The 22396-nt window shown below is 45.5% G+C and carries 20 protein-coding genes; 12 read left to right on the forward strand and 8 right to left on the reverse strand.

Going from position 1 to position 22396, the window contains the following annotated elements; all coding sequences use genetic code 11:
• Positions 1-20: 20 nt before the first annotated feature.
• Both fis and dusB read right to left on the reverse strand, forming a co-directional pair.
• Complete coding sequence (gene fis / locus P3C17_RS02285; protein ID WP_008897208.1) at positions 21-311, reverse strand: DNA-binding transcriptional regulator Fis; 291 nt, start codon at positions 309-311, stop codon at positions 21-23.
• Between the two features lie 18 nt (positions 312-329).
• Positions 330-1304, reverse strand: a complete 975-nt coding sequence (gene dusB, locus P3C17_RS02290) for a tRNA dihydrouridine synthase DusB (RefSeq protein ID WP_300928361.1) — start codon at positions 1302-1304, stop codon at positions 330-332.
• A gap of 339 nt (positions 1305-1643) precedes the next feature.
• On the opposite strand from dusB, the gene P3C17_RS02295 reads away from it, so the two are divergent.
• From P3C17_RS02295 to P3C17_RS02310, 4 genes are all read left to right on the forward strand, one after another.
• A complete protein-coding gene (locus P3C17_RS02295; protein WP_300927917.1) occupies positions 1644-2069 on the forward strand; it encodes a copper chaperone PCu(A)C in 426 nt (141 codons plus the stop codon).
• A gap of 9 nt (positions 2070-2078) precedes the next feature.
• A complete protein-coding gene (locus tag P3C17_RS02300; RefSeq protein ID WP_300927918.1) occupies positions 2079-3056 on the forward strand; it encodes a DUF2333 family protein in 978 nt (325 codons plus the stop codon).
• 3 nt (positions 3057-3059) lie between these two features.
• Positions 3060-3809 (forward strand): TIGR04219 family outer membrane beta-barrel protein, encoded by a 750-nt coding sequence (locus P3C17_RS02305; protein ID WP_300927919.1) that lies wholly within the window; start codon positions 3060-3062, stop codon positions 3807-3809.
• Between the two features lie 106 nt (positions 3810-3915).
• Positions 3916-6081 (forward strand): response regulator, encoded by a 2166-nt coding sequence (locus tag P3C17_RS02310; RefSeq protein ID WP_300927920.1) that lies wholly within the window; start codon positions 3916-3918, stop codon positions 6079-6081.
• Here P3C17_RS02310 and P3C17_RS02315 read toward each other — a convergent pair.
• Entirely contained in the window at positions 6053-6967 is a 915-nt protein-coding gene (locus tag P3C17_RS02315; protein WP_300927921.1) for a TIGR03899 family protein, read from the reverse strand. The two genes, P3C17_RS02310 and P3C17_RS02315, sit on opposite strands and share 29 nt — an antisense overlap.
• A gap of 310 nt (positions 6968-7277) precedes the next feature.
• Here P3C17_RS02315 and P3C17_RS02320 point away from each other — a divergent pair, with 310 nt between their 5' ends.
• The gene (locus P3C17_RS02320; protein WP_300927922.1) at positions 7278-9494 is read left to right on the forward strand and encodes an EAL domain-containing protein; all 2217 of its coding nucleotides are present in this window, start codon (positions 7278-7280) and stop codon (positions 9492-9494) included.
• A 62-nt stretch (positions 9495-9556) separates the two neighbouring features.
• Here P3C17_RS02320 and P3C17_RS02325 read toward each other — a convergent pair whose 3' ends face one another.
• From P3C17_RS02325 to P3C17_RS02335, 3 genes are all read right to left on the reverse strand, one after another.
• Positions 9557-10696 (reverse strand): methyl-accepting chemotaxis protein, encoded by a 1140-nt coding sequence (locus P3C17_RS02325; RefSeq protein ID WP_300927923.1) that lies wholly within the window; start codon positions 10694-10696, stop codon positions 9557-9559.
• Positions 10697-10979: 283 nt separating this feature from the next.
• Positions 10980-11510 carry an inorganic diphosphatase gene (gene ppa, locus P3C17_RS02330; protein WP_233078463.1) on the reverse strand — a complete coding sequence of 177 codons (531 nt, stop codon included), beginning with the start codon at positions 11508-11510 and terminating at the stop codon, positions 10980-10982.
• Between the two features lie 215 nt (positions 11511-11725).
• Positions 11726-12697: a class 1 fructose-bisphosphatase gene (locus tag P3C17_RS02335; protein WP_300927924.1), complete on the reverse strand. Its 972-nt coding sequence runs from the start codon at positions 12695-12697 to the stop codon at positions 11726-11728.
• A 201-nt stretch (positions 12698-12898) separates the two neighbouring features.
• Here P3C17_RS02335 and mpl point away from each other — a divergent pair, with 201 nt between their 5' ends.
• The 4 genes from mpl to P3C17_RS02355 are packed head-to-tail and all read left to right on the forward strand — an operon-like array spanning position 12899 to position 16578.
• Positions 12899-14248, forward strand: coding sequence for a UDP-N-acetylmuramate:L-alanyl-gamma-D-glutamyl-meso-diaminopimelate ligase (gene mpl / locus P3C17_RS02340; RefSeq protein WP_300927925.1), 1350 nt, complete (start codon positions 12899-12901; stop codon positions 14246-14248).
• Positions 14249-14273: 25 nt separating this feature from the next.
• Entirely contained in the window at positions 14274-14888 is a 615-nt protein-coding gene (locus tag P3C17_RS02345; protein WP_300927926.1) for a flavin prenyltransferase UbiX, read from the forward strand.
• Positions 14885-15811, forward strand: a complete 927-nt coding sequence (locus tag P3C17_RS02350; RefSeq protein ID WP_300927927.1) for an ABC transporter ATP-binding protein — start codon at positions 14885-14887, stop codon at positions 15809-15811. Before P3C17_RS02345 ends, P3C17_RS02350 begins: the two co-directional genes overlap by 4 nt.
• Positions 15808-16578: an ABC transporter permease gene (locus tag P3C17_RS02355; protein ID WP_300927928.1), complete on the forward strand. Its 771-nt coding sequence runs from the start codon at positions 15808-15810 to the stop codon at positions 16576-16578. The genes P3C17_RS02350 and P3C17_RS02355 overlap by 4 nt, the downstream gene beginning before the upstream one ends.
• Positions 16579-16635: 57 nt before the next feature.
• On the opposite strand, the gene P3C17_RS02360 is transcribed toward P3C17_RS02355, so the two are convergent.
• Entirely contained in the window at positions 16636-18513 is a 1878-nt protein-coding gene (locus tag P3C17_RS02360; protein ID WP_300927929.1) for an EAL domain-containing protein, read from the reverse strand.
• A gap of 324 nt (positions 18514-18837) precedes the next feature.
• On the opposite strand from P3C17_RS02360, the gene panP reads away from it, so the two are divergent.
• Positions 18838-20484, forward strand: a complete 1647-nt coding sequence (panP, locus tag P3C17_RS02365; RefSeq protein WP_300927930.1) for a pyridoxal-dependent aspartate 1-decarboxylase PanP — start codon at positions 18838-18840, stop codon at positions 20482-20484.
• A gap of 109 nt (positions 20485-20593) precedes the next feature.
• Here the strand turns inward: panP and P3C17_RS02370 are convergent, their stop codons facing one another.
• Complete coding sequence (locus P3C17_RS02370) at positions 20594-21469, reverse strand: DUF4394 domain-containing protein (RefSeq protein ID WP_300927931.1); 876 nt, start codon at positions 21467-21469, stop codon at positions 20594-20596.
• A gap of 272 nt (positions 21470-21741) precedes the next feature.
• Here P3C17_RS02370 and P3C17_RS02375 point away from each other — a divergent pair, with 272 nt between their 5' ends.
• Positions 21742-21939 (forward strand): PspC domain-containing protein, encoded by a 198-nt coding sequence (locus tag P3C17_RS02375; RefSeq protein ID WP_233078478.1) that lies wholly within the window; start codon positions 21742-21744, stop codon positions 21937-21939.
• A 29-nt stretch (positions 21940-21968) separates the two neighbouring features.
• Positions 21969-22376, forward strand: a complete 408-nt coding sequence (locus P3C17_RS02380) for a GFA family protein (protein WP_300927932.1) — start codon at positions 21969-21971, stop codon at positions 22374-22376.
• Positions 22377-22396: the final 20 nt, after the last annotated feature.

A 22396-nucleotide genomic window follows, 5' to 3' on the forward strand; every position in this document is an offset into this window, starting at 1 on the left:
GGACTCCTCCCGCGGGGGCATTAACTCATGCCGTATTGTTTCAGCTTCTTACGCAGAGTACCGCGGTTGATGCCCATCAGGTTGGCAGCGCGGGTCTGGTTGCCGCGAGTGTATTTCATCACTTCTTCTAATAACGGCTTTTCTAATTCGGACAACACTAATTCGTACAGGTCGTTAACGTCCTGACCGTTCAGTTGTTGTAAGTAGTTCGCCACCGCTTTTTGTACCGCGTTGCTTAAAGGCTGCGGTTTTTCTTGCGTTTGAACATGGGCGTTGGTGATAAATGGCGAAGTCACGTTTTGATTAAACATTGCCTATTCTCTTTTACGTTAGGTTGCTGCTAGTAATTGCTCGAAATACACGTATAAGGTATCCAACTGCTGTTGGGCTTGTTCGATACCATTAAATTCACTGCGAAACATGCCTTCGCTGTCATGCTCTGCCAGGTACCAACCCACATGTTTGCGGGCAATACGTGGACCAAGCACTTCACCATATAACTGGTGTAAGCCACGGACATGCTCCAGCAAAATATCCCTGACGTCGCCCGTCGAAGGCGAAGCCAGATGTTCACCCGTTTGCAGATAGTGCACCACTTCACGAAAAATCCAGGGTCTGCCCTGAGCGGCCCGGCCAATCATGACCGCGTCTGCTCCGGTATAGTCCAATACAAATCTGGCTTTTTCCGGCGTGGTGATATCGCCATTGGCAATCACCGGGATAGACACATTTTGTTTAATAGCGCGGATAGTGTCGTACTCCGCCTCTCCTTTATACATACAAGCTTTAGTGCGGCCATGAACCGCTAAAGCCACAATGCCGTTGTCCTGCGCAATTTGCGCTATCTGTACGCCATTTTTATTCTCGGTGTCCCAGCCAGTCCGGATTTTTAAGGTCACAGGTACTGTTACTGCCTGAACTACGGCCTGAATAATCTGCTGTACTAAATCCGGATACTGTAATAGCGCCGAACCCGCCAGTTTTTTATTCACCTTTTTTGCCGGACATCCCATATTGATGTCGATGATTTGGGCGCCATGTTCAACATTAAACACAGCAGCTTCAGCCATCTGATCTGGATCTGAACCGGCAATTTGCACCGATCGAAGACCAGACTCATTTTGGTGAGTCATACGATTTAGCGATTTTTCACTTTGCCAGACCAAAGGATTGCTCGACATCATTTCTGATACAGCTAAACCTGCACCAAAACGACGGCAAAGCTCACGAAAAGTGTAATCAGTCACTCCCGCCATAGGAGCACAGATTACGTTGTTCGTTAATTGATATGGACCTATGCGCACCGCTAAAACCAAGGCTCTACCCTAAAGGGGCGCTAAGTTTACGGATTTTTGCCAACAATGCAAAGGTTATTATTTAAACAAAAGTATAAATTTATAGGGGGTTGCTGGGTTGACAATAGCTAAACGCCTGAAAACTAGACTTTCTGAAATACAAAACCCACTAAAATCAGGGGCAGGGCTTACAGATAATTGTACAGCTGCTGTTTTTGTCACCAGCTTGTTAGGCGTCACACTGAAAAAAGCTGTTACTAAAGAAGTCAATGCTTTTCGTCGGTGAAGTTTGTTGGCCTGACCTCTGTCGTGTAAGATAAAGCAATGATCTTTAAAGGAGTACTTTGAATGAAGCAGTGGATATGTGCAGTATTGTTAGGCTTAGGCAGCTGTGTGGTCGTGGCTGAGGTTCTGGTCACAGACGCTACTGTTCGGGAGATGTTACCTGGACGCAGTATGACCGCAGGTTATTTCAGTATCACAAATAACAGCACCACAGATGCCGAACTTATCAGTGCCACCAGTCCAGGTTTTGCATCGATCGAACTACATCAGCATACTCATAAAGATGGCATGATGAAGATGGAGCAGGTGCAGTCTGTAAAGATTGCTGCTGGCAAAGTGGTAAATTTCCAGCCTGGAGGTTTGCACCTGATGATGTTTGATGCCAAAACCAGCATCACTAAAGGTCAGCAAATTCCGTTACGTTTAGAGTTTAAAGATGGCCAATCCATCGAAGTGCAGGCCACTGTCAGCGCTATTCCAACTCATTAGGAGCAAAAAATGAACAGATTCAGGATTATAAGTTTAACCGTGCTGTTCGTTTTTATTTTAGGTTATGGCACGGCCTGGTGGGCCAGCAATGAACCAGAGCTGTTTGATGTCGAGGATTTATCAGCACAACTCAGTCCGGAGCATCAACAAACCGTAGGTTATACCACCACCAGCGCGCTTATCCGGGTGCTGGAAACCCTGTTGAGCAAAAATGCTGGTTTTATCAGTAACGATGTAACACCGCCATTTTCGCTGCTCGACAATATGCCTGCCTGGGAACTCGGGGCTTTGGAAATGTCACGTGATTTAGCTTTAGCTTTGCGCAAAGACTTAAGTCGCTCTCAGTCACAGTCTATTGAAAATCAGTATTTAAAGCTCGCTCAGCCTATGCTCAATATTGACCATCGCAGCTGGGCTGTTCCAGCTGCAGAAGCCGAATATCAACAGGCCATAAAACAATTATCTTTGTATCGCACAGCGTTATTGGATCCGAAGAAAACGGACAGTCAGTTTTACACCAGAGCAGACAATTTACGTGACTTGCTGAAAAACGTTGAAAAACGTTTAGGCAGCTATAGTCAGCGTTTAAGTGTCAGTGTCGGGCAGGACAGGTTAAATACCGATTTAGCTGGAGATAAAAATGCCAGACAATCCACTGCTACTGCTGAATCCAACCGAATTAAAACCAGTTGGTGGAGCATAGATGATGAATTTTATGAAGCCCGTGGTGCCTGCTGGGCTTTGTTACACTTCTTAAAAGCGATAGAATTAGACTTCGCGGAGGTGCTGACCAACAAAAACGCGATGATTAGCTTACGGCAAATTATCCGTGAACTGGAAGCGACCCAGGAACCGGTCTGGAGTCCGATGATTCTGAATGGTCGGGGTTTTGGTTTTATGGCAAATCACAGTCTGGTGATGGCGAATTATATTTCCAGAGCCAATGCGGCTCTGTTGGATTTAACTGAATTATTAGCGCAAGGATAAAGCATGAAAAAGTCTGTATTAAGTATGGTAGCTGTAGCTGCATTCGCTGTTCCTGCCGTTATGGCTGATACCGTTGCTGGTGTTTATATTGGTGCCGATTTACATTTTGCCGACGCCAAAGGTGGTTTTGGTCAGACAGGCAATCAGCAGGACTTTGATTTTGACGATAAAAATTTAAGCAGTTTTTATATCAAAGTTGAACATCCGGTACCTTTGTTACCTAACATCAAGTTGCAACGTAATAGCTTAAGCTCCAACGGCAATACGACGTTAAATCAGACTTTTGTGTTTGATAGCAAAATTTTTGCTGTAGGTACTACTGTTGCTCAGGATGTTGATTTATCCAATATTGACGCGACTTTCTATTATGAAATTCTGGACAATGATTTAGTTAGCCTGGATTTAGGTGTGACGGCTAAATACATAGACGGCGATATCACTGTTGCAGCTGAAGGCGGAAGCGCTACTCAGGATTTGTCTGCTGTGATCCCTATGGGCTACGCCTACGGTAGTTTTGGCTTATTAGGCACTGGCACTAAAATTTTTGCTGAAGTGAATTACGTCAGCTATGACGGCAGTGCTTTGTCTGATATGCAGTTTGGTATTGCCTATGAATTGATTGACTCACTGGCTGTGGATTTATCGTTAAAAGCTGGTGTTAAAAAGACAAAGCTTGAACTGGATGACATTGACAACGTAGATGCAGATTTAACCTTTGATGGTGCTTTTATTTCTGCTGAGCTGCATTTCTGAAACCTGAACAAATGATAGTCTGATCCAAAACTCAAAGCAGAATAGCTATTGTTCTGCTTTGAGGGGCAGCTTATAGTGCAGGTCAAGGAAAAGAGGTTCAATTGACATGACGTTAAAAGCTAAACTGGGTCTGGTGGTGGGATCATTCGCGCTGATTGTGGCTTGTCTTTACGCCTCAGCAAAGCTGCAATTGCGTCATGAAACTTTAGTCAGAGTGCAAGCCGAGCAGCAACTGCTGATGAGCTTGTCTTTGATGGTCGAACCTTTTTTAGTTCAAAACAAAGTAGAGCAAGTCAAAGGCCATCTGCTGGCTACCAGCTTTTCCAGTACTTTACCCATTAAAGCTATTCTGGTGTATCAGGCCGACGGCAATTTATTTGCGGCCACTCAGTTCCCCCGCGAGTTATTTAATTTCAGCCCAACGCGAGATTTAACAGGACAAAAGGCACTACAGGACGGTTCTGATCTGTTGTGGTCTGCAGTGATGGTAACTCCTGCCAGTATGAGTTATTTCGACACCAACAAAGTAGCAGCTGAAGGCAGTACTTTGGGTTATGTGGCTATTCAGATTTCTCCATTACGATTGTCCCAGCTCTGGTGGTGGCAAAGCAGTTTGTGGGGCACGGCTTTATTTATTATTGTCGCTTTGGCTTTATTGTGGCAGCGGCGTATTTTCAAAACTCAACATCTGCGCTGGCAAGGTTTTTTGCGACAACTTCGTGCTTTAGTTCCGTCTGCGGCTGATGGAAAAAAGCTGGCCGATTTTGACAGTGCTGAACTTACCTTGTTGTTCCGCTCTCTTTACGCTCAACAGCAACAGTTTCAACAGCAATTGCAGCAACAAAATCAGGCAGAACAACAGCAGGGGCAGAGTCATAGCACCGCCTGTAAACAACTTGAGATCAGTTATCAGCAGCAATTAGCCAGCCTGACTCACGAGTTAAAAACCAGTCAAAACCAATTGCATCAGTGGCAACAGCTTAGTGAGCTGGCTCAAGCCGGAAAAACTGAACAGCAGGCTCAGCTACTTCGTTGGTTATTGCGGCAAAATGTACTGGAAAAAACAGCATTACAGCCTCAAACCGTCTGGTTTCCTGAATGGTTAGCGCAACAAATAGAGTTGTGGCAACCTGAATTTGAACTGGCGGACCTGCCTTTTATCCTGGTGGAAGATCCTGCATTGAGCTTGTCTGAAGTCAGCTTTTTCACTGAGCATGCAGCGGAGTTATTGCAGCAAATTATCAGTTTGATCCTGCGGGATATACAACAACATGAACTGAGTTTATTTATTAATTTGCAGGCTTTTTCGGAGAATAAACTGTTACTGCAGTTTGATCATGCAGGTCAAAGTAGTGCGATACAGCAAGTTCTTGATGCAGCAAAAGGCGAAAACGCCGGGGTTTTACAGCAACTCTGTGCCAGTTTGTTGTCACGTCTTGGTGCCAGATTAACTATTTCTTCCCTGCAGGATTTGGGCTGCTCTGTGCGCCTGGAGTTGCCATTAACAGCGGTTTCAGTCAAAGAGCTGCCTATGTGCCAAACTGCTATCTACCTGGACAGCAATAGCTTACGAGCTGCAGTGTTAAAGCAAAGTGTGGGTTCTGTGGCAGAACAAGTGATTTGCTTGCAGCAGCCGCAGCAACTGAAAGCGGAGTTACAGCATCGTCTGGTAGATTTGGTATTGATACAATTGCCTGCGCCTGAAGAAAGCTCTGAGCTTTGGATTGAACTTGATAAAACCACCAATCGCAATCAGATGCTGGCTTTTTGTCATGCAGCACATCAGTCCTATTGGGCCAGTGTGTTGAGTTGTGCTGTTTTAGCCAATCCGATGTTATCCGCGCATATTCGGCAACACCTCAATCAGGCACCGAAAAGCAATGCTTTGCGAATGTTGGTGGTGGACGATAATCAAACTAATCTGGCTTTTGTCAAAGCCATGCTGAGCCAGCAACAGTTTGAGGTAGATACTGCTGCGACGGGCACAGAAGCCATCCGGCTTGCCAAAAGCGGTAGGTATCAGCTGATCCTGATGGATATTCAGCTTCCGGATATGTCCGGGGTTCTGGCTACTTCCATGATCAGGCAATTACCCCAGCATCAAAACACTGTCATTATGGCGTTTACCGCTCATGCTTTACCTGATGAGATCCAGCAGTTTCATCAGGCTGGTATGAATGATGTGGTGATTAAACCTTTAGATAGTCAAAAAGTGGCTGATCTGATCCGACGTTGTCAGCAGCTTAGCCTTCAAAGTCTAATACCGGGCTGAACAGTTGCTTTACGGCTTGCAGATAAGCTGGGTTCGCCTGACTGTTCAGCAAAGGCAATAGCTCAACACCCACAGCGGTAAATTTATAGTACTGCAGTACTACTCCTGAATGCTTAGCTTTGCAGGTCAGTTGATGCTGATGGTACTGCAACTGCAAAGCTTGATCGGGGATCAATTCGCCACTTTCTATTTCAATCTGATGCAGCAAGTTTAAATCAATCAGGCTTAAAATTTGCGGAAAGGTTAAACCAAATTGGCTCAGGTTCAGCACTGCTTTACTGCGACCTGTCAGAACCTGCCAAATAGATGGTTTACGCACATAGCCAAAGTAAATATGCCCACTGTCCTGCAGCCGGACTCTGCAGGTCAGGCTGGCGGCTTTTTGCAGCGCCAGTGCTTCTTTAAAGCTCATACGTTGTAACAAAAATAAGGTTTTTAGTGAAAAACTACCGGGTTGTCCAATTTCGCCGGCCAGTATTTTGGCCCAGAGTTGTTGCATTGTCTGGTTAGAAATATTCAACACTAAATCACAGTATTGCTGAAACCAATCTGGATCCACATCCATCTCTGCAACGTATTCAGGACAGTAGTCTAAAGCTAACGCCATTATTTTTTCTAAATTGGCCTGCTGCCTTTCTTTGTGCATACGTTCACGCCGCTCGGCGCGCTGTGACAAAGTCGGAGCTTTAAAACCTGTATCGGCATGTGCCGGAGCGCCGGAACGCTGTGCCAGACGTTGATGGCGCTGATTAAAATCGCTTTTCTGCACTAAGCTGGCAGAGTCTGCGTCTGTTGTTGTGGCTTTGGTTTCAAATTCGTGACCCAGCTGGCTGCGTGCCAGTTGGAGTAAACGTTGATGTCCGCGGCCAGCAGAAATTTTCTGCATGAACTCACCTTTGGTAGAGACATATTTTGTTGCTTAATTTTCACAATAACGCAAAAAATCACGGACAACTCAAAAAGAAGTTTATGAAAGTGTTAACTTTATGATTTTAAAGATTTTAATAAAATGAATTGCTTTTTTTGCCTGAGGGTATAGTGTAGATCCACTGGATTAAAAGCTTACAAAGGATAGCGGTAGGGGCTGGCCTTGATTGCCAAAGTGAATTCAGGGTATATGCTAGTATTTATGCAATAGTGCCTTGATATGCTTTCAAAAAGTATTCCCCTACAGCTGATGTAAAAAAGGTCGGAGCATGGTGTCAAAAGCAGCAGATGATGATTTTCTGTTCCTCGCAGAAGACGAAACAAGTTCGGAAGCAGAAACACAATCCAGTGGTGAATGGCACTTGCTGATTGTGGATGACGACGAAGAAATTCATACGGTCACTAAACTGGCTTTATCTGATTTATTGGTCCTGGACCGTAAATTAGTTTTTCATCATGCGTTCTCCGGCAAAGAAGCCTTAAAATTTCTGGTACAAAACCCTTATATTGCCGTCATATTGCTTGATGTTGTGATGGAGTCTGACGATGCAGGTTTGAAAGTCGTACAGCAAATTCGGGATGAATTAAAAATGGATGAAGTGCGTATAGTTCTGCGCACTGGCCAGCCTGGTTATGCTCCGGAAGAGAGTGTGATCAAAGAATACGACATCAATGATTACAAAACGAAAACCGAACTGACCCGTAATAAACTGGTTACCGCTATTATTTCGTCCATTCGCAGCTACCAGCAAATACGCACTATTAACCAGAACCGCATTGGCCTGCAGAAAATCATTAATGCCGGTGCTAATTTGCTGGAACAACATTCGTTGCATGAGTTCTCCGAAGGGGTTGTCACTCAGATTTCTTCGTTAATTGGCTTGCATGCAGAAGGCGTACTTTGTGCTCAGATTGAGGATGATGGCAGCAGCAGTGACAATATTTATGTACTGGGCGCAGCAGGACATTACGCACCTTATATTAAGTGCAAACTGGAGCGGCTGAATAACAGCAGAATTATTCAGCAAATCACAACTTGTCTGTCTGAGCGCCGACATATTTTTACTGACAAAGATACGGTGCTTTATCTGGGCAATGTCGATCATGCTGCTGCGGTTTATATCGAAACCAACCGACCTGTAGAAGATTTTGACCGCCAGCTGATTGAAGTATTTTTAAGTAATATTTCTATCGGTTATGAAAACGTGACCTTGTTTCAGCAACTCAAGCATGCAGCTTATATTGACCCTTTAACCAAAACGCCCAACCGCAATGAGTTTACCTCTTTGCTGCAGGAAACCAGACGGCTGGATCCTGAACGCAATGTGGCTGTACTGATTGATATCGATCATTTCTCAGATGTAAACGATGGTTTAGGTCAGGAAACCGGCAATGAGTTGCTGATCGCCATTACGCACAGATTAGTGGCACAGTTTGGTGAAATTGCCCAGATTGGCCGTATTGGCGCTGATGTGTTTGGTCTAATTGGCCCTGAGCAGGCGCTGACCCCTGAAACCTTGTCCGGCATCTTTGAAATGCCATTTCAGTGTTCAGAACATTCCTTGCAGGTGAATGCGACCTTTGGTTTCTGCCGCTTACGTGACAGTGCTTTGCATGGATTGACTATTCTGAAGCATGTTTACATTGCATTGAACAGAGCAAAAAAACATTTGGCACAAAATTATGAGTATTACAGTGCTCAGATGGAAGAGCAGATGGTTGATCGGTTGGTGATGCTCAGAAGCCTGAGATCCGATTTTCAGAAAGACAAGCTTCAGTTGTGGTATCAACCGCAAATTTGTTTAAAAAGCGGCAATGTGCTGGGTATGGAGGCGCTGTTGCGCTGGCCTCAGGCTGACGGCTGCTTTATTTCTCCGGCCGTATTTATTCCACTGGCCGAATACTCAGGCTTGATTATCGAAATCGGCGACTGGGTGTTACAGCAGGCTTGCAAACAACTGCAGAGTTTAAAAGCACAAGGTTTTTCTCATCTGAGGATAGCGGTGAATGTGTCTATGCCACAGTTCCGTAATCATCGATTTGTGCAGTCTGTGATCGATTGTGTGGAGCGTTATCAGGTGGATCCTGCATTGCTGGAACTTGAAATCACCGAGTCTGTGGTGATGGACGATCCAAAGATAGTGATAGGTGCGTTGAATAAGTTAAAGGATTTTGGCATTAAAGTGGCTATTGATGATTTTGGCATTGGCTTTTCATCTTTAAGCTATTTGCAGCAGTTGCCACTGGACAGGATTAAAATTGACCGTGCTTTTATTCAGGATTTTGCCCGACCTAACGGGACCTTGATTGCTGAAACTATAGTAAATCTGGGGCAAAAGCTGGGTTTGGCAACTATAGCTGAAGGTATTGAAACTCAGGCCCAGGAAGATGCAGTAAGGGCTATGGGCTGTGAAGAAGTGCAGGGCTTTATGTATGCCAAGCCGATGACGGCTGTGGATTTAGTCAAGTTTTTATCTAAAAGCTGAGCTTGAATTCGAGCCAATAAAAAAGCCGACAAGTCGGCTTTTTTGATTAGAGTGCCGGAGTCTTAGCGGTTGGCTATCAAGGCCAGTTGCTCACCCAGCTGTAGAAAGTCTTTGCTGTTTTGCTGGCTTTGCGCTGTGTGGGTGGTGATATCACGCATATAGGTGACCATAGCTTTGGTCAGATGCTGTTGTTCGTCCGTTGCCGTAGCTATTTCCTGATTCATCGCACAAATTTGCGCTATGCTGCCGGTAATTTCCTGTAGAGAATGTCCTGCCTGATTAGCCGACTGCACACTTAAATTGGCTTGTTCACTACTCAACTTCATTTTTTGCACCGCTTCACGGGCTGCACTTTGTAACTGTTCAATAGTGCGCTGAATTTGTTCCGTTGATTTTTGCGTGCGTGAAGCCAGAGTTCGTACTTCATCTGCTACCACGGCAAAACCACGGCCTTGTTCACCTGCTCGTGCCGCTTCGATTGCTGCGTTCAACGCCAGTAAGTTGGTTTGTTCCGCTATGCCTTTAATGACTTCCAGTACAGCACCTACCTGATTACTGTCTTGTTCCAGCTGAGCTATAGTGGCAGACGCTTGTTGTAAATGTACCGCCAGTTGTTCGATATTCTGCACAGTACTGGCGACAGTTTGCTGACCTTGTTTGGCTATTTGATTGGAGTGATTGGCTGCTTCTGCTGCTAAGTTCGCGCTTTGCACTTCGTCCAATACACTTTGGTTCATCGACTCAACCATGGTCAGAGTTTGACCTGCGGTATGTTCTAATTGACTCAGATGTTTTTGCTCATCCGCTGTAATGTGGCGTATTGATGTCACCAGCTGTTTTAACTGCTCGTTATGGTTGTGTGACTCCTGTTGTTGCTGCTTTAAGGCAACAAGCCACAGATTAAATTGCTCCCGAACCGGCGCTAAATCTGAATTGTTTACTGCACTTAACTGCAGGCTCAGACTTTTTTCTTTTACAGAACGTTGGATCAGCAGTTGTTGTTCTGCGACGAAGCTTTGATAGCTGTGTAAAGCTGTTTGACTCAAGATCCATTGCAACACTAAAGTCGTCGCTATCACTAAAGCTGACCAGAGCCAGTGTTGCTCTGCTAATACAGTGAAAACCAGCAGCATACCTACCAAAGTGGTGATGCCTGACAACATAATTTTGGTCCGCGCAGACCCAAATTCAAACAAAGCCATAACCTTACCCCTGAATCACTTCGCACCAGCGGTCGAAGTAGAATTTATTATTGTAATAATGAAAATTGGCAGGCAAAACCAAACCAAATCTGTTGCTGAAAATAACAGATATTGATGGAAGTTTTTATCAGATTTTGCGTTTTTTTTGATAAATAAATACGGCTTTTGATGAAAGGCATCAGCAGTGGTGAATTTAACTGAACAGGTTGTCTGGGCAGGGGCGGATGGTTGTATAAAAAAACGGCACCTAAGTGCCGTTTTGTGCAGTTTTCAGAACTGGATATTACTTTTGCTGAGCGCGTTCAAATGAACTGACGATTTCAGCTTTGGCTTCGGCTTTATCGCCCCAGCCAACAACTTTCACCCATTTGCCTGGCTCTAATTCTTTGTAACGTTCAAAGAAGTGCTGGATTTGGTTTTTCAGCAGTTCTGGCACGTCATTCAGATCATGAATGTTGTCGTAAATTTTAGTCAGTTTGCTGATTGGCACAGCTAATACTTTAGCGTCTTCACCTGATTCGTCTGCCATTTTTAATACGGCAACAGGACGGCATTTGATCACGGCGCCTGGCACCAATGGGTAGGGTGTTGGCACTAATACGTCAACCGGATCTCCGTCTAACGACAGGGTATGGTTTACAAAGCCATAGTTGCAAGGATAGAACATTGGAGTCGACATAAAACGGTCAACCCAGACAGTGCCTGTGTCTTTGTCTACTTCGTATTTGATTGGATCGGCATTGGCCGGAATTTCGATGATGACATTAATTTCATCCGGCAGATTTTTACCTGCGGCAACCTGACTTAAGCTCATAACGCTTCCTCTGTGCTGAATTGTGGTGCTGCATTATAGCAGCGGCCGTAAATATGGCTATACCCGTTGTACTTGAAGCTGCAGCTTTGTTGCCTGTGAGCTTTCGCCCGACATCAGTTTTACATTGGGACGGGCGCGGGTAAAACACGCCCCTACAATTTTCCTGTGCTTCAACATCGATTTTACATCGGGACGGGCAGGGATAAACCCAGTCCCTACGCCTTGTGATACTGCAGGCAGCTTTCCACTTCGTGTTTTGAACCTAAAATTACCGCCACACGCTGGTGAATATCGACAGGCTGAATGTCCATAATACGTTCTGTGCCTGTGGAACTTGCGCCACCTGCTTGTTCTACCAGAAAACTCATTGGATTGGCTTCGTACATCAGTCGAAGTTTGTCCGGTTTTGTTGGGTCTTTTAGATCCCGTGGGTACGCAAAAATACCACCACGGCATAAAATTCTGTGTACGTCACCGACCATAGCGGCAATCCAGCGCATATTAAAGTTTTTACCACGCGGGCCTTCTTTGCCTTTTAGCAAATCAGCCACGTAGTTTTGCATTGGAACCTGCCAGTAGCGCTGGTTCGACATATTAATAGCAAATTCTGCGGTGACGCCCGGAATGGTGACTTTTTCCTGAGTCAGCAGGAAACCACCATAGGTTTTATCCAGCGTATACATTTTGGTGCCTTTGCCTGTGGTCAAGGCCATCATGGTAGACGGACCATAGAGTATATAACCTGCAGCGATCTGGTTTGTACCAGGTTGCAGGAAAATAGCTGGATCGGCAGGGTCTGCGCCTTTGGGGGCGGGCAGAATTGAAAAGATAGTGCCAATTAAGCTGTTGATATCTGTGTTGGACGAGCCATCCAGCGGGTCAAAGGTGACCAGGTATTTACCTTGAGGGTTACCTGCAACTGTGCTGTCTTCTTCTTCAGAAGAGATAGCCATGACAGAACCTGTTTCGAGGATCAGATCTTTAAGCAGCTCATTGGAGATGACATCGAGTTTTTTCTGGGTTTCGCCCTGAACGTTTTCATTCAGAGTGGAGCCCAACACATCTGAGAGTTCACCTTGCCCGACACGAAACGAAATTTCTTTGCAGGCAGCTACGATGCTTTTAATCAGATCTATCAGGTCTGCTTCTGCACCATCAAGACGCAGGGCTGGAGCCAATCGACGCATAAAACAATCCTTTTTTTGTGTAGGTAGAGGAAGCTTTGACCGCAGAGTTAATTTTGATTGGAGGCTGTCGGCCACAGCGGCTGCTATTTTAATCAAGTTCAGGCTAAATTGCAGGTTTATGCTGGTTTTATTTCAGCTGTTCTGCAGAGTCCTTTGCTAGAATGGCCGCAGAACCCGTTTTACAGGCAGTAAGGATGCAGTATGCATATTCATATTTTAGGCATTTGTGGCACTTTTATGGGCGGTATTGCCGCTATTGCAAAAAGTTTGGGGCATAAAGTCACAGGCTCTGACGCCAATGTGTACCCGCCTATGAGTACTCAACTGGAGCAACTGGGTATTGAATTGACTCAGGGCTATGATCCGGTGCAGCTGCAACCTGCCCCTGATCTGGTGATTATTGGTAATGCCATGTCACGGGGCAACCCTGCCGTGGAATATACGCTGGATCAGAATATTCCTTACAGCTCAGGCCCACAGTGGCTGGCTGAACAGGTGTTGCATCAGCGTTGGGTGCTGGCGGTGTCTGGCACTCATGGTAAAACCACCACCAGCAGTATGCTGGCCTGGGTGCTGGAGTATGCGGGTTTAAAGCCTGGCTTTTTAATAGGCGGTATTCCACAGAATTTTGACAGCTCAGCCCGTTTAGGCGACTCGCCGTTTTTTGTTATTGAAGCCGATGAATACGACACTGCTTTTTTTGATAAGCGTTCCAAGTTTGTGCATTACAGACCCCGTACTCTGGTGATTAATAACCTGGAATACGACCACGCTGATATTTTCCCGGATTTAGCCGCTATTCAGCGTCAGTTCCATCATTTGCTGCGTATGGTGCCATCCACTGGCCTGGTGTTAAGCCCGGCCCGTGTTGACGCTGTGGATCAAACTTTAGCTATGGGCTGCTGGAGTGAGCAGCAGCGTTATGGCAAAGACTGGACAGTGCAATTAAAACAGCCAGATGGCAGTGTGTTTGAATTGTTTTACATGGCGGTATCACAAGGCACCTTACACTGGGATTTATGTGGCAACCATAATGTCGAAAATGCGGTCATGGCGATAGCTGCTGCCCGTCATGTCGGTGTGCCTGTGGCTGTGTCTATTGAAGCTTTAGCCCAGTTTGTTGCGCCAAAACGTCGGATGGAACTGAAAGGCACTGTCAAAGGCATTGCTGTGTATGATGATTTTGCTCATCACCCAACAGCTATTGAAACCACCTTAGCGGGTTTAAGAGCTCGTGTCGGAGAGTCTAAAATCTGGGCTGTGCTGGAGCCAAGATCCAATACTATGCGGATGGGCGTGCATAAATCTGCTATTGCCGATTCTTTGCATGATGCCAATGATGTCTTGTTGTTTGAACCTGCTAATTCTGGCTGGTCTTTGGCTGGCGTGGCAGAACAAATGCCGGGCAGGGCTGCAGTTTTTCAGTCAGTGGAATTAATAGTGGCGGCTTTGGTTGAAAAAGCGGCCGCAGGGGATCATATAGTCATTATGAGCAATGGCGGTTTTGGTGGCATACATCAAAAGTTGCTGGATGCACTGTCTTCTGATTAAACAGCTTTCTTTAAAAGAGAACTCCATGACCCAAGAAGTCACCTTAGCTTTTACCGGCGCTTCAGGCGCTGGTTATGGCTGGCGTTTGCTGGAAAATTTACTGGCGCAACAGGTCAAAGTGCATCTGTTAATTTCCAGCGCAGCCCGCGTGGTATTTGCCACTGAATATGATTTAAAACTGCCGGGCGGCCCTGAAGCCTGTCGCGATTTTATTCTGGAAAAAACCGGTGCCAGCAAAGAGCTATTAGCTGTGTATGGCAAAGATGATTGGTTTTCGCCTTGTGCTTCAGGGTCTGCTGCGCCTAAACAGATGGTGATTTGCCCATGCTCTACCGGCACAGCAGCAGCTATTGCCCATGGTATGAGTGACAATCTGATTGAACGCGCAGCAGATGTAGTACTGAAAGAACGCGGTCAGTTACTGATAGTGCCACGCGAAACTCCGCTAAGTACCATTCATCTGGAAAACTTACTGGCTTTGTCCAAAGCTGGCGCTGTGGTAATGCCGGCTGCGCCTGGTTTTTATCATCAGCCTCAATCTGTCGATGACTTAATCGACTTTATGGTGGCACGAATTCTTGACCATTTAGGTTTAAAGCAACAGTTAGTCAGCCGTTGGGGCTATGGAGATCCGCAGTGACCTTAGCGTTAGAAATTAAACAGTTACACAAGGTGTATAAAAGTGGCACCGTCGCTTTAACTGGTATTGATCTGGAAGTGCAGCAAGGCGACTTTTTTGCTTTATTAGGCCCGAATGGCGCAGGCAAAAGTACCAGCATTGGCATTATCAGTTCACTGGTGAATAAAAGCAGCGGTACGGTCAAGGTGTTTGATTATGACTTGGACACTCACCTTGAAGATGCCAAAAGCCAATTAGGTTTAGTGCCGCAGGAATTTAACTTCAACCAATTTGAAACTGTGCTGCAAATAGTGCTAAATCAGGCTGGTTATTATGGCGTGCCACGTTCTGTCGCCATAGTGCGGGCGGAAAAATACTTAGGGCAGCTTGGCTTGTGGGAAAAACGCCATGCCCGTTCGCGTGAGCTCTCTGGTGGTATGAAACGCCGTCTGATGATAGCCCGTGCTTTAATGCATGAGCCTAAGTTATTGATTTTGGATGAACCTACAGCGGGCGTTGATATTGAGCTGCGCCGTTCTATGTGGGAATTCCTTAAAGAAATTAACCAGCAGGGTGTGACCATTATTTTAACCACCCACTATCTGGAAGAAGCTGAATCTTTGTGTCGCAATATCGCTATTATCGACAAAGGCCAGATTGTTGAAAACACCAGTATGAAAAACCTGTTGAGTAAGCTCAATAAAGAAACCTTTTTACTCGATATAGCGCCGACTGAGGCCCTGATCACTCTTGATGGTTATACATTCCGGCAGAAAGACAGTCATAGCCTGGAAGTAGATGTGGTTAAAGCTCAGGGGTTAAATGGCGTATTCAGCGCTTTAACAGCGCAGGGCATTCAGGTGCTTTCGATGCGTAATAAAGCCAACCGTCTGGAAGAGTTGTTTGTCAGTCTGGTCGAAAACGGACGCGGAGCCAAAGCATGAGTTCAGGTAATTTAATAGCACTACAAAGTATTCTCTACAAAGAAACTAACAGATTTATGCGCATTTGGGTGCAAACCCTGGTGCCACCTGCCATTACCATGACTTTGTATTTTGTCATCTTTGGCGCTTTGGTTGGCTCACGTATTGGTGATATGGGTGGCTTCAGCTATATGGAGTTTATTGTGCCTGGCCTGATTATGATGTCAGTGATCACCAACTCCTACTCGAACGTGGCTTCGTCCTTTTTCAGTGCCAAGTTTCAGCGTAACGTCGAAGAGCTGCTGGTCGCTCCTGTGCCTAACTACATCATAGTGTTGGGCTATGTTGGTGGTGGCGTGGCACGCGGTATTCTGGTGGGTTTAATAGTGTCTTTGTTATCGCTGTTTTTTGTTGATATCAAAGTGCATCACTTGTTTATTCTGATGTCGACCGTGGTGCTCACTGCCACTTTGTTTTCGCTGGCCGGTTTAATTAACGCTATTTATGCCAAGACCTTTGATGACATCAGTATTATTCCAACTTTTGTGCTGACGCCTTTAACCTATTTAGGTGGGGTGTTTTATTCACTGAGTTTATTGCCACAATTCTGGCAATACGTATCGCAGGTCAACCCTATTGTGTATATGGTCAACGCCTTCCGTTACGGCTTTTTAGGTGTCAGTGATGTCAATCTGGTGTTTGCGTTCAGCGTGATTATTGGCTTTATTCTGGTGTTTTTTAGCTTTGCTATGTACCTGATTAATAAAGGTACTGGCTTGAGAAGTTAGACAGAAGCAGTCTTTGAGCAACAGAACAGGAAGGGCGCTTAGACAGCGCCTCTTTTTTTAGATCATACCCCTTTCGTAATACCGCAATGGCACTGGGGCCGCAGGGCCAAAATAGTACCCTTGTGCATAGCTGATACCGCAACGTTCCAGTGCATCCAATGACTGTTTACTTTCCACCATCTCAGCGATGATCAGCAGTTGGGTTTGTTTGGCAAAAGAACTGATATGTTCAATAAACAACTGAGCGTCCTGATCTGAACTTATCATCTCAATTAAGCTGCCATGAATTTTTAAACCATCCACATGCAATTGCAATAAATCCGCCATACCTACACCACTGGATACTCCAAAATCATCCAGCAGCACTTTGGCTCCGGCCTTTTGCAACGCAGCTATGGCTTCTCTGCAACGGTCAAACTGGGGCAATACCCCGGCTTCGGCCAGTTCAAAATACACTCGCTCTGGTTTAGGGTAATGCTGCAGGTAATCAAGGAAAAACTGCTGTAAATCATCGTCCAGCAAGTCGCGGCAATTGACATTAATAGACCAGCTGATCTCTGAAGTTGCAAACTGACTGGCGCTTTTGATAAACATCATTTTGGTCAGTTCTGTATCCAGATGACTGCGGTTAATAATGCTTAAAAATTGATCCGGAGTCAGTATGCTGCCGTCACTGCGTAATATGCGGGCCAGGCATTCATACTGGAAAATTTCGCCTGTGCTGATCTGCACTACAGGCTGGAAGTAAGGCACTATTTGTTCATGGCCTATGGCTTCACGTACTTCCTTCGCCATTTTGATATTGGTATGCAGATGTTGTTTCAGTGCCAGCAAATTGTCTGAATACACCACTAAAGATTGTTGTTGCAAGCGGGCTGTATTAACGGCAAGGGTCGCGTTTTCCAGCACCACAGTTTGGGGCGACAGGGCGACACCTAAAGTCACAGTAAAAAGCAGGTAGGGGTCGTTCAGTACCGGCTGAGTGAAATCAAAACTCTTTAGTTTGTCGTGCAAATCATTATCCGAAATAGCAGCAACACGGCGGATCGCCAGCTTTTCAAACGACAAACGGTATAAACGGAAGGAGCGGCCTAAATGCAGTTGTAACTGCTGAATAAACTGATTAAAGGCTTGTTCTGCAATAGGAGTTCCATACAAGTGACTGATTTCCTCCAGATTGTTCACTTGTAGAATAGCGAGTTGACTTAAGCCGCCAGTTTCATGCCGCAGATGAGCTTCTAAAGCTAAGGCATTACGTTTGCCTGAACTGCGGTCTGTGGTCAGATTATGCCGCAGCACCATGGCATAACTTAATGCCAGCAGCAACGCCAGACCAAAAAACACTGTGCCACTTAAAACAGACTGCTGCATGCTGGCCATCAGCCATTGATCCAGATCGGTAATGGCAATATCGGCTCCGGCTAAATACATGGTGCCGTCTGAGCTTTGATAAGGCATCAGCACTGAACGGAAATGACCAAACTGATCAACAGACTCTTCAAACACTGGGGTTAAAGAAGCAAAAGCTGCTTTATTGGCTTCTGTTGCTTCAGGGTAATAATCGTAAAAATAACTCAACTGGCCACGTAACAAGTCATCTTCGGTATAACTGGACGCAGTGAAGTGCACTTTGCCATCCACTTGAATCATGCTGTAAAGGTACTGCAGTTTTAAATCTTTGGCATAAAGACTGAGCTTCTTTGCCAGTTTCAGATAGTCGCTGCGGGGGATATGCTGTGGACCACTGATATTGTTATGGTAGTCATCACCCAACAGATAAGGCACAGCTTTCACTGCATTCACCAGTTGCAAGTCAACCTGAGCCAGTTTGGCCTGATAGGTTTGCTGGTACTGGTAATACACATAAGCAGCAATAGCGAGCAGGTACACCACCAGGCTGATAAGAATAAAATGTGCTGAACGGATCCGTAGCATGCAATGACTCGTAAAAAAGAGACCTGAAAACAATACCTTGATAGCTTAGCTGATTTAATTCGGGCTGACAGCTAATACTTTAATCTGAATTCTGATATGGCGTTGATGGATATTTTCTGCAATCAGGTGGCTACAATCAGTAAAAACGCAGACTTTATGCGGTTCTTTGCTGCAAGTTACCGCAAGATGATGCACAGATGAAATTTTTTAAAGACATTTAAAGGGGCTTTTAGTACAGTGACTTCCTTTTTGACTTACTGATTTTACGGCCTGAAAACACAAAATAAGAAGCCGATAACGCGACCCCGGTGAGACAGGATACGAATGACAGAATTAAACAAACGTCAGGCTACAGCTTCTGAAGAAGCTTTGTGGCGGATATTTACTGTGCCAGAGGCTCCGGACTCGACTTTAAGTATCATCGAACAGAATATTTCGCAGAACCTGGCCGGTTTTTTACGCGAAAGCATTGTTGCTGTGGAAAAGCCTCTATGGCAAATCGAGCGCGATTTTCAGGCGCATCAAATCCCCTCTGAACCTAAATTTGTATCAGATTATGCCGAGCAAATGATGGAGAAGCTGGTGGCGCATTCAGTGCATACCGCTGCTCCCAGTTTTATTGGCCATATGACCTCAGCTTTGCCGTATTTTGTCTTGCCGCTGTCAAAAATGATGGTGGGGTTAAACCAGAATCTGGTGAAAATCGAAACCTCTAAAGCTTTTACTCCGTTAGAGCGTCAAGTCATCGGCATGATGCATCATCTTGTTTATGGCGAGGGTGACAGCTTTTATAAAAAATGGATGCACAGTGCTAACCATTCACTAGGGGCTTTTTGCTCAGGTGGCACTATTGCTAATATCACTGCACTCTGGATTGCCCGCAACCGTTTATTAAAAGCCGATGGTGACTTTAAAGGCGTCGCCAAAGAAGGCTTGTTCCGTGCTATGAAATATTATGGCTACGAAGGTTTGGCCATTTTAGTCTCAGAGCGGGGTCATTATTCTCTAGGTAAAGCTGCTGATATTTTAGGTATTGGCCGTGAGTTTTTGGTTCCGGTAAAAACCGATGCCAATAACAAAGTGCAAAGTGATGAAATGCGTCGGGTCAGCCGAGAGCTGAATGACAAAAACATCAAAGTAATGGCGATAGTGGGCGTGGCTGGAACTACTGAAACCGGCAACGTTGACCCGCTGAACGATTTAGCCGATTTAGCTGCTGAACTGGGTTGTCATTTCCATGTGGATGCCGCCTGGGGTGGTGCTACTTTATTGTCCGATAAATACCGTCATTTATTGAGCGGCATAGAGCGTGCTGATTCAGTGACTATAGACGCACATAAACAAATGTATGTGCCTATGGGCGCCGGCATGGTGGTATTCAAACATCCGTCCTCTGCTCATGCTATTGAACACCATGCTGAATATATTTTGCGTAAAGGCTCCAAAGATTTAGGCAGTCAGACGCTGGAAGGTTCGCGCCCCGGTATGGCCATGTTAGTGCATGCCTGTTTACAGGTGATTGGCCGTCAGGGTTATGAAATTCTGATCAACCGCAGCTTAGATAAAGCCCGTTATTTTGCCGGTTTAATTCAGGATCATGCGGAATTTGAACTGATCACTGAACCTGAGCTGTGTTTATTAACCTATCGTTATGTGCCCTCTGAAGTTCAGCGTGCTATGGCAAAAGCAGCGCCAGAAAAGCTACATAAGTTTAACGAACTGCTGAACGGCTTAACCCGTTTTATTCAGAAAACCCAGCGTGAAGAAGGACTGTCTTTTGTCTCCCGTACCCGGATTAAACCGGAACGTTATCAGCGGCAGGATACCGTGGTGTTTCGTGTGGTGTTGGCAAACCCGCTGACCACAGATCAAATTCTATTTGATGTGCTGGCAGAGCAGCAACAGATCGCCGCGCTGGATAAAGAGTTTCTGCCTAAGTTATTACAACTGGCAAAAGACAGCGCTGCCTGATCTGCGTTTATGCAGCCGCCCCCGGCTCATTCTATTTAAAAAGCCCAATCTCAGCAGTGTGATTGGGCTTTTTGTATTCAGTGCCTTGCTAAGATCAATAGCGAATGAATCAAGGTTCGATCGCCATGCCGAGCAGGCTTCGGCCATCTGCTAAAGTCCCCAGCTTTTGATGTTTTCCAGTCTCTAAATCCAGCTGATAAAGAGTGCTGGCCGGTTCGGCTTTTGTAGAGACGGCAATAAAACTCAGATTGTTCAGATCTGAGATATCAAAAGACACCTGATCCAAAGGTGCAAGTTCAAGCTTAGCTACAGTAAACAGCAAACCTGTATTGGGTGAAACCGCTGGTGTTACGCCTTCTTTGCTGCCTTGAGTTACCAAAGCACCAGTGGTTTTGTCTATCGCATAGTTAGTAGTCAGCGTACTGTCTTGTTGATTGTAAGTGTAGGCAGCAGCTACTACAGCGGGTTTTTTGCCGTAGTTGCTGTCATTTTCTGCATAGGCAAGCTGTGGGTCTACTGAGGCTAAAGCTGCAGTCTCAGGATGCAGTCTTAAGTTTTGTCCCTGCTCATTCACCACCCGGATCCTGTCAGCCACAGGGTTAAAATCAAAACCATACTGAGCTTTTTTCAAGGTGTCTGCAGCGAGTTGCGGGCCTGCTGCTGTGAGTTTTCCTGTACTGGTATCTATTGTGTAGAGCTGACCTTTGTCAGACAAAGCAAATAAAACACCATAAGCAACCCGGTAATCTATCCCCAGTAAGTATTCATCTTTGGCCAGGCCTGCCAGTGGCTTTTGTTCGACTATTTGGTTGGGTGCTGTCACTTTTACTTTCATCAGTTGATGCGCTTTGTCCACCAGCCACAATGTTTCATTGCCTTTTAATGCAGGCATAGTGGCGGCACTCAGTCCTGTTGAGAGCCCTGCAGACAAAAGGCCAGTTAGAGTCAGCAGGGCAGAACCGAAAATCTGCTTGGTTATTTGCATAAATTCTTTCCTTTGTTGTTTTATACTGCCCCTGTATCGGGCCTGTTGTCTCATTAAACAGAGCTATAGCTCTGTGACTTGTTACCATAGTGCAGCCTGACGGCCTTACAAAAGATACGCATAGGAACGAAATTCGATCAACTGTGTCAGGCAAAGTACATTTCAACGGACTGAAGCTAAACATAGTTCCTTACATTTGCAGGCATTGCATCACTGCTGTTGCGGCGGTACTTTAGGCTCCTGAGTTCAAAGTAAATTAAGAGGGAATAACTATGTCTGATAAAACCTTAGCTTTATCCAATGACAAGATGATTGCAGGCGTTTGTGGTGGTATAGCCGAGTACTTTGGCTGGTCCAAAGGGGGTGTGCGTCTGGTTTATGTGTTGCTGTCTGTGTTGTCAGCAGCTTTCCCTGGTTTGTTTGTCTATATCATTTTATGGTTGTTGATGCCAAAAAAAGACAGCATCTGAGCTGATATCAGTGAAGCAAAGGGTCAATTATGTATTCAGGTCAATGCCTTTGTGGCGCTGTAAAAATTGAAATTCGTGGTGCTATTACTGACATTATTCATTGCCATTGTTCCTTGTGCCGCAAATCCAGCGGCACAGCCTACGCGACCAATGGTTTTGTTATAAGTGCTGAATTTAGTCTGGTGCAAGGTAAAGAACTGCTCAACGCGTTTTCGTTAAAGCAAGGCAGGCAACGGCATTTTTGTTCCCGCTGTGGCTCACCTGTATATAGCTCAAACGCTGCAGATCCGAATCGGATCCGCATTCGTTTGGGCATACTGGATTCCGCTATTACTGAGCGGCCCATAAGCCATAACTTTGTGTCTTCCAAAGCCAACTGGGAAAACCTGGATGCAGATTTGCCCCGCTATGATGGCCATGAACCAGGCAGAATCTAGAAAGGTCAACAGGCTCTAAG

Origin of the sequence: Rheinheimera sp. 1928-s (genome assembly GCF_029269265.1) — a bacterium.
Lineage (GTDB): Bacteria > Pseudomonadota > Gammaproteobacteria > Enterobacterales > Alteromonadaceae > Pararheinheimera.

What these genes read in the sequence shown, in the direction of transcription:
- P3C17_RS02320 (WP_300927922.1), top strand. Translation starts at nt 7,278, where the DNA reads ATGGTGTCAAAAGCAGCAGATGATGATTTTCTGTTCCTCGCAGAAGAC.
- P3C17_RS02295 (WP_300927917.1), top strand. Translation starts at nt 1,644, where the DNA reads ATGAAGCAGTGGATATGTGCAGTATTGTTAGGCTTAGGCAGCTGTGTG.
- P3C17_RS02335 (WP_300927924.1), bottom strand. Translation starts at nt 12,697, where the DNA reads ATGCGTCGATTGGCTCCAGCCCTGCGTCTTGATGGTGCAGAAGCAGAC.
- P3C17_RS02325 (WP_300927923.1), bottom strand. Translation starts at nt 10,696, where the DNA reads ATGGCTTTGTTTGAATTTGGGTCTGCGCGGACCAAAATTATGTTGTCA.
- P3C17_RS02360 (WP_300927929.1), bottom strand. Translation starts at nt 18,513, where the DNA reads ATGCTACGGATCCGTTCAGCACATTTTATTCTTATCAGCCTGGTGGTG.
- P3C17_RS02315 (WP_300927921.1), bottom strand. Translation starts at nt 6,967, where the DNA reads ATGCAGAAAATTTCTGCTGGCCGCGGACATCAACGTTTACTCCAACTG.
- P3C17_RS02300 (WP_300927918.1), top strand. Translation starts at nt 2,079, where the DNA reads ATGAACAGATTCAGGATTATAAGTTTAACCGTGCTGTTCGTTTTTATT.
- P3C17_RS02310 (WP_300927920.1), top strand. Translation starts at nt 3,916, where the DNA reads ATGACGTTAAAAGCTAAACTGGGTCTGGTGGTGGGATCATTCGCGCTG.
- P3C17_RS02355 (WP_300927928.1), top strand. Translation starts at nt 15,808, where the DNA reads ATGAGTTCAGGTAATTTAATAGCACTACAAAGTATTCTCTACAAAGAA.
- P3C17_RS02370 (WP_300927931.1), bottom strand. Translation starts at nt 21,469, where the DNA reads ATGCAAATAACCAAGCAGATTTTCGGTTCTGCCCTGCTGACTCTAACT.
- fis (WP_008897208.1), bottom strand. Translation starts at nt 311, where the DNA reads ATGTTTAATCAAAACGTGACTTCGCCATTTATCACCAACGCCCATGTT.
- mpl (WP_300927925.1), top strand. Translation starts at nt 12,899, where the DNA reads ATGCATATTCATATTTTAGGCATTTGTGGCACTTTTATGGGCGGTATT.
- panP (WP_300927930.1), top strand. Translation starts at nt 18,838, where the DNA reads ATGACAGAATTAAACAAACGTCAGGCTACAGCTTCTGAAGAAGCTTTG.
- P3C17_RS02345 (WP_300927926.1), top strand. Translation starts at nt 14,274, where the DNA reads ATGACCCAAGAAGTCACCTTAGCTTTTACCGGCGCTTCAGGCGCTGGT.
- P3C17_RS02305 (WP_300927919.1), top strand. Translation starts at nt 3,060, where the DNA reads ATGAAAAAGTCTGTATTAAGTATGGTAGCTGTAGCTGCATTCGCTGTT.
- P3C17_RS02375 (WP_233078478.1), top strand. Translation starts at nt 21,742, where the DNA reads ATGTCTGATAAAACCTTAGCTTTATCCAATGACAAGATGATTGCAGGC.
- P3C17_RS02380 (WP_300927932.1), top strand. Translation starts at nt 21,969, where the DNA reads ATGTATTCAGGTCAATGCCTTTGTGGCGCTGTAAAAATTGAAATTCGT.
- ppa (WP_233078463.1), bottom strand. Translation starts at nt 11,510, where the DNA reads ATGAGCTTAAGTCAGGTTGCCGCAGGTAAAAATCTGCCGGATGAAATT.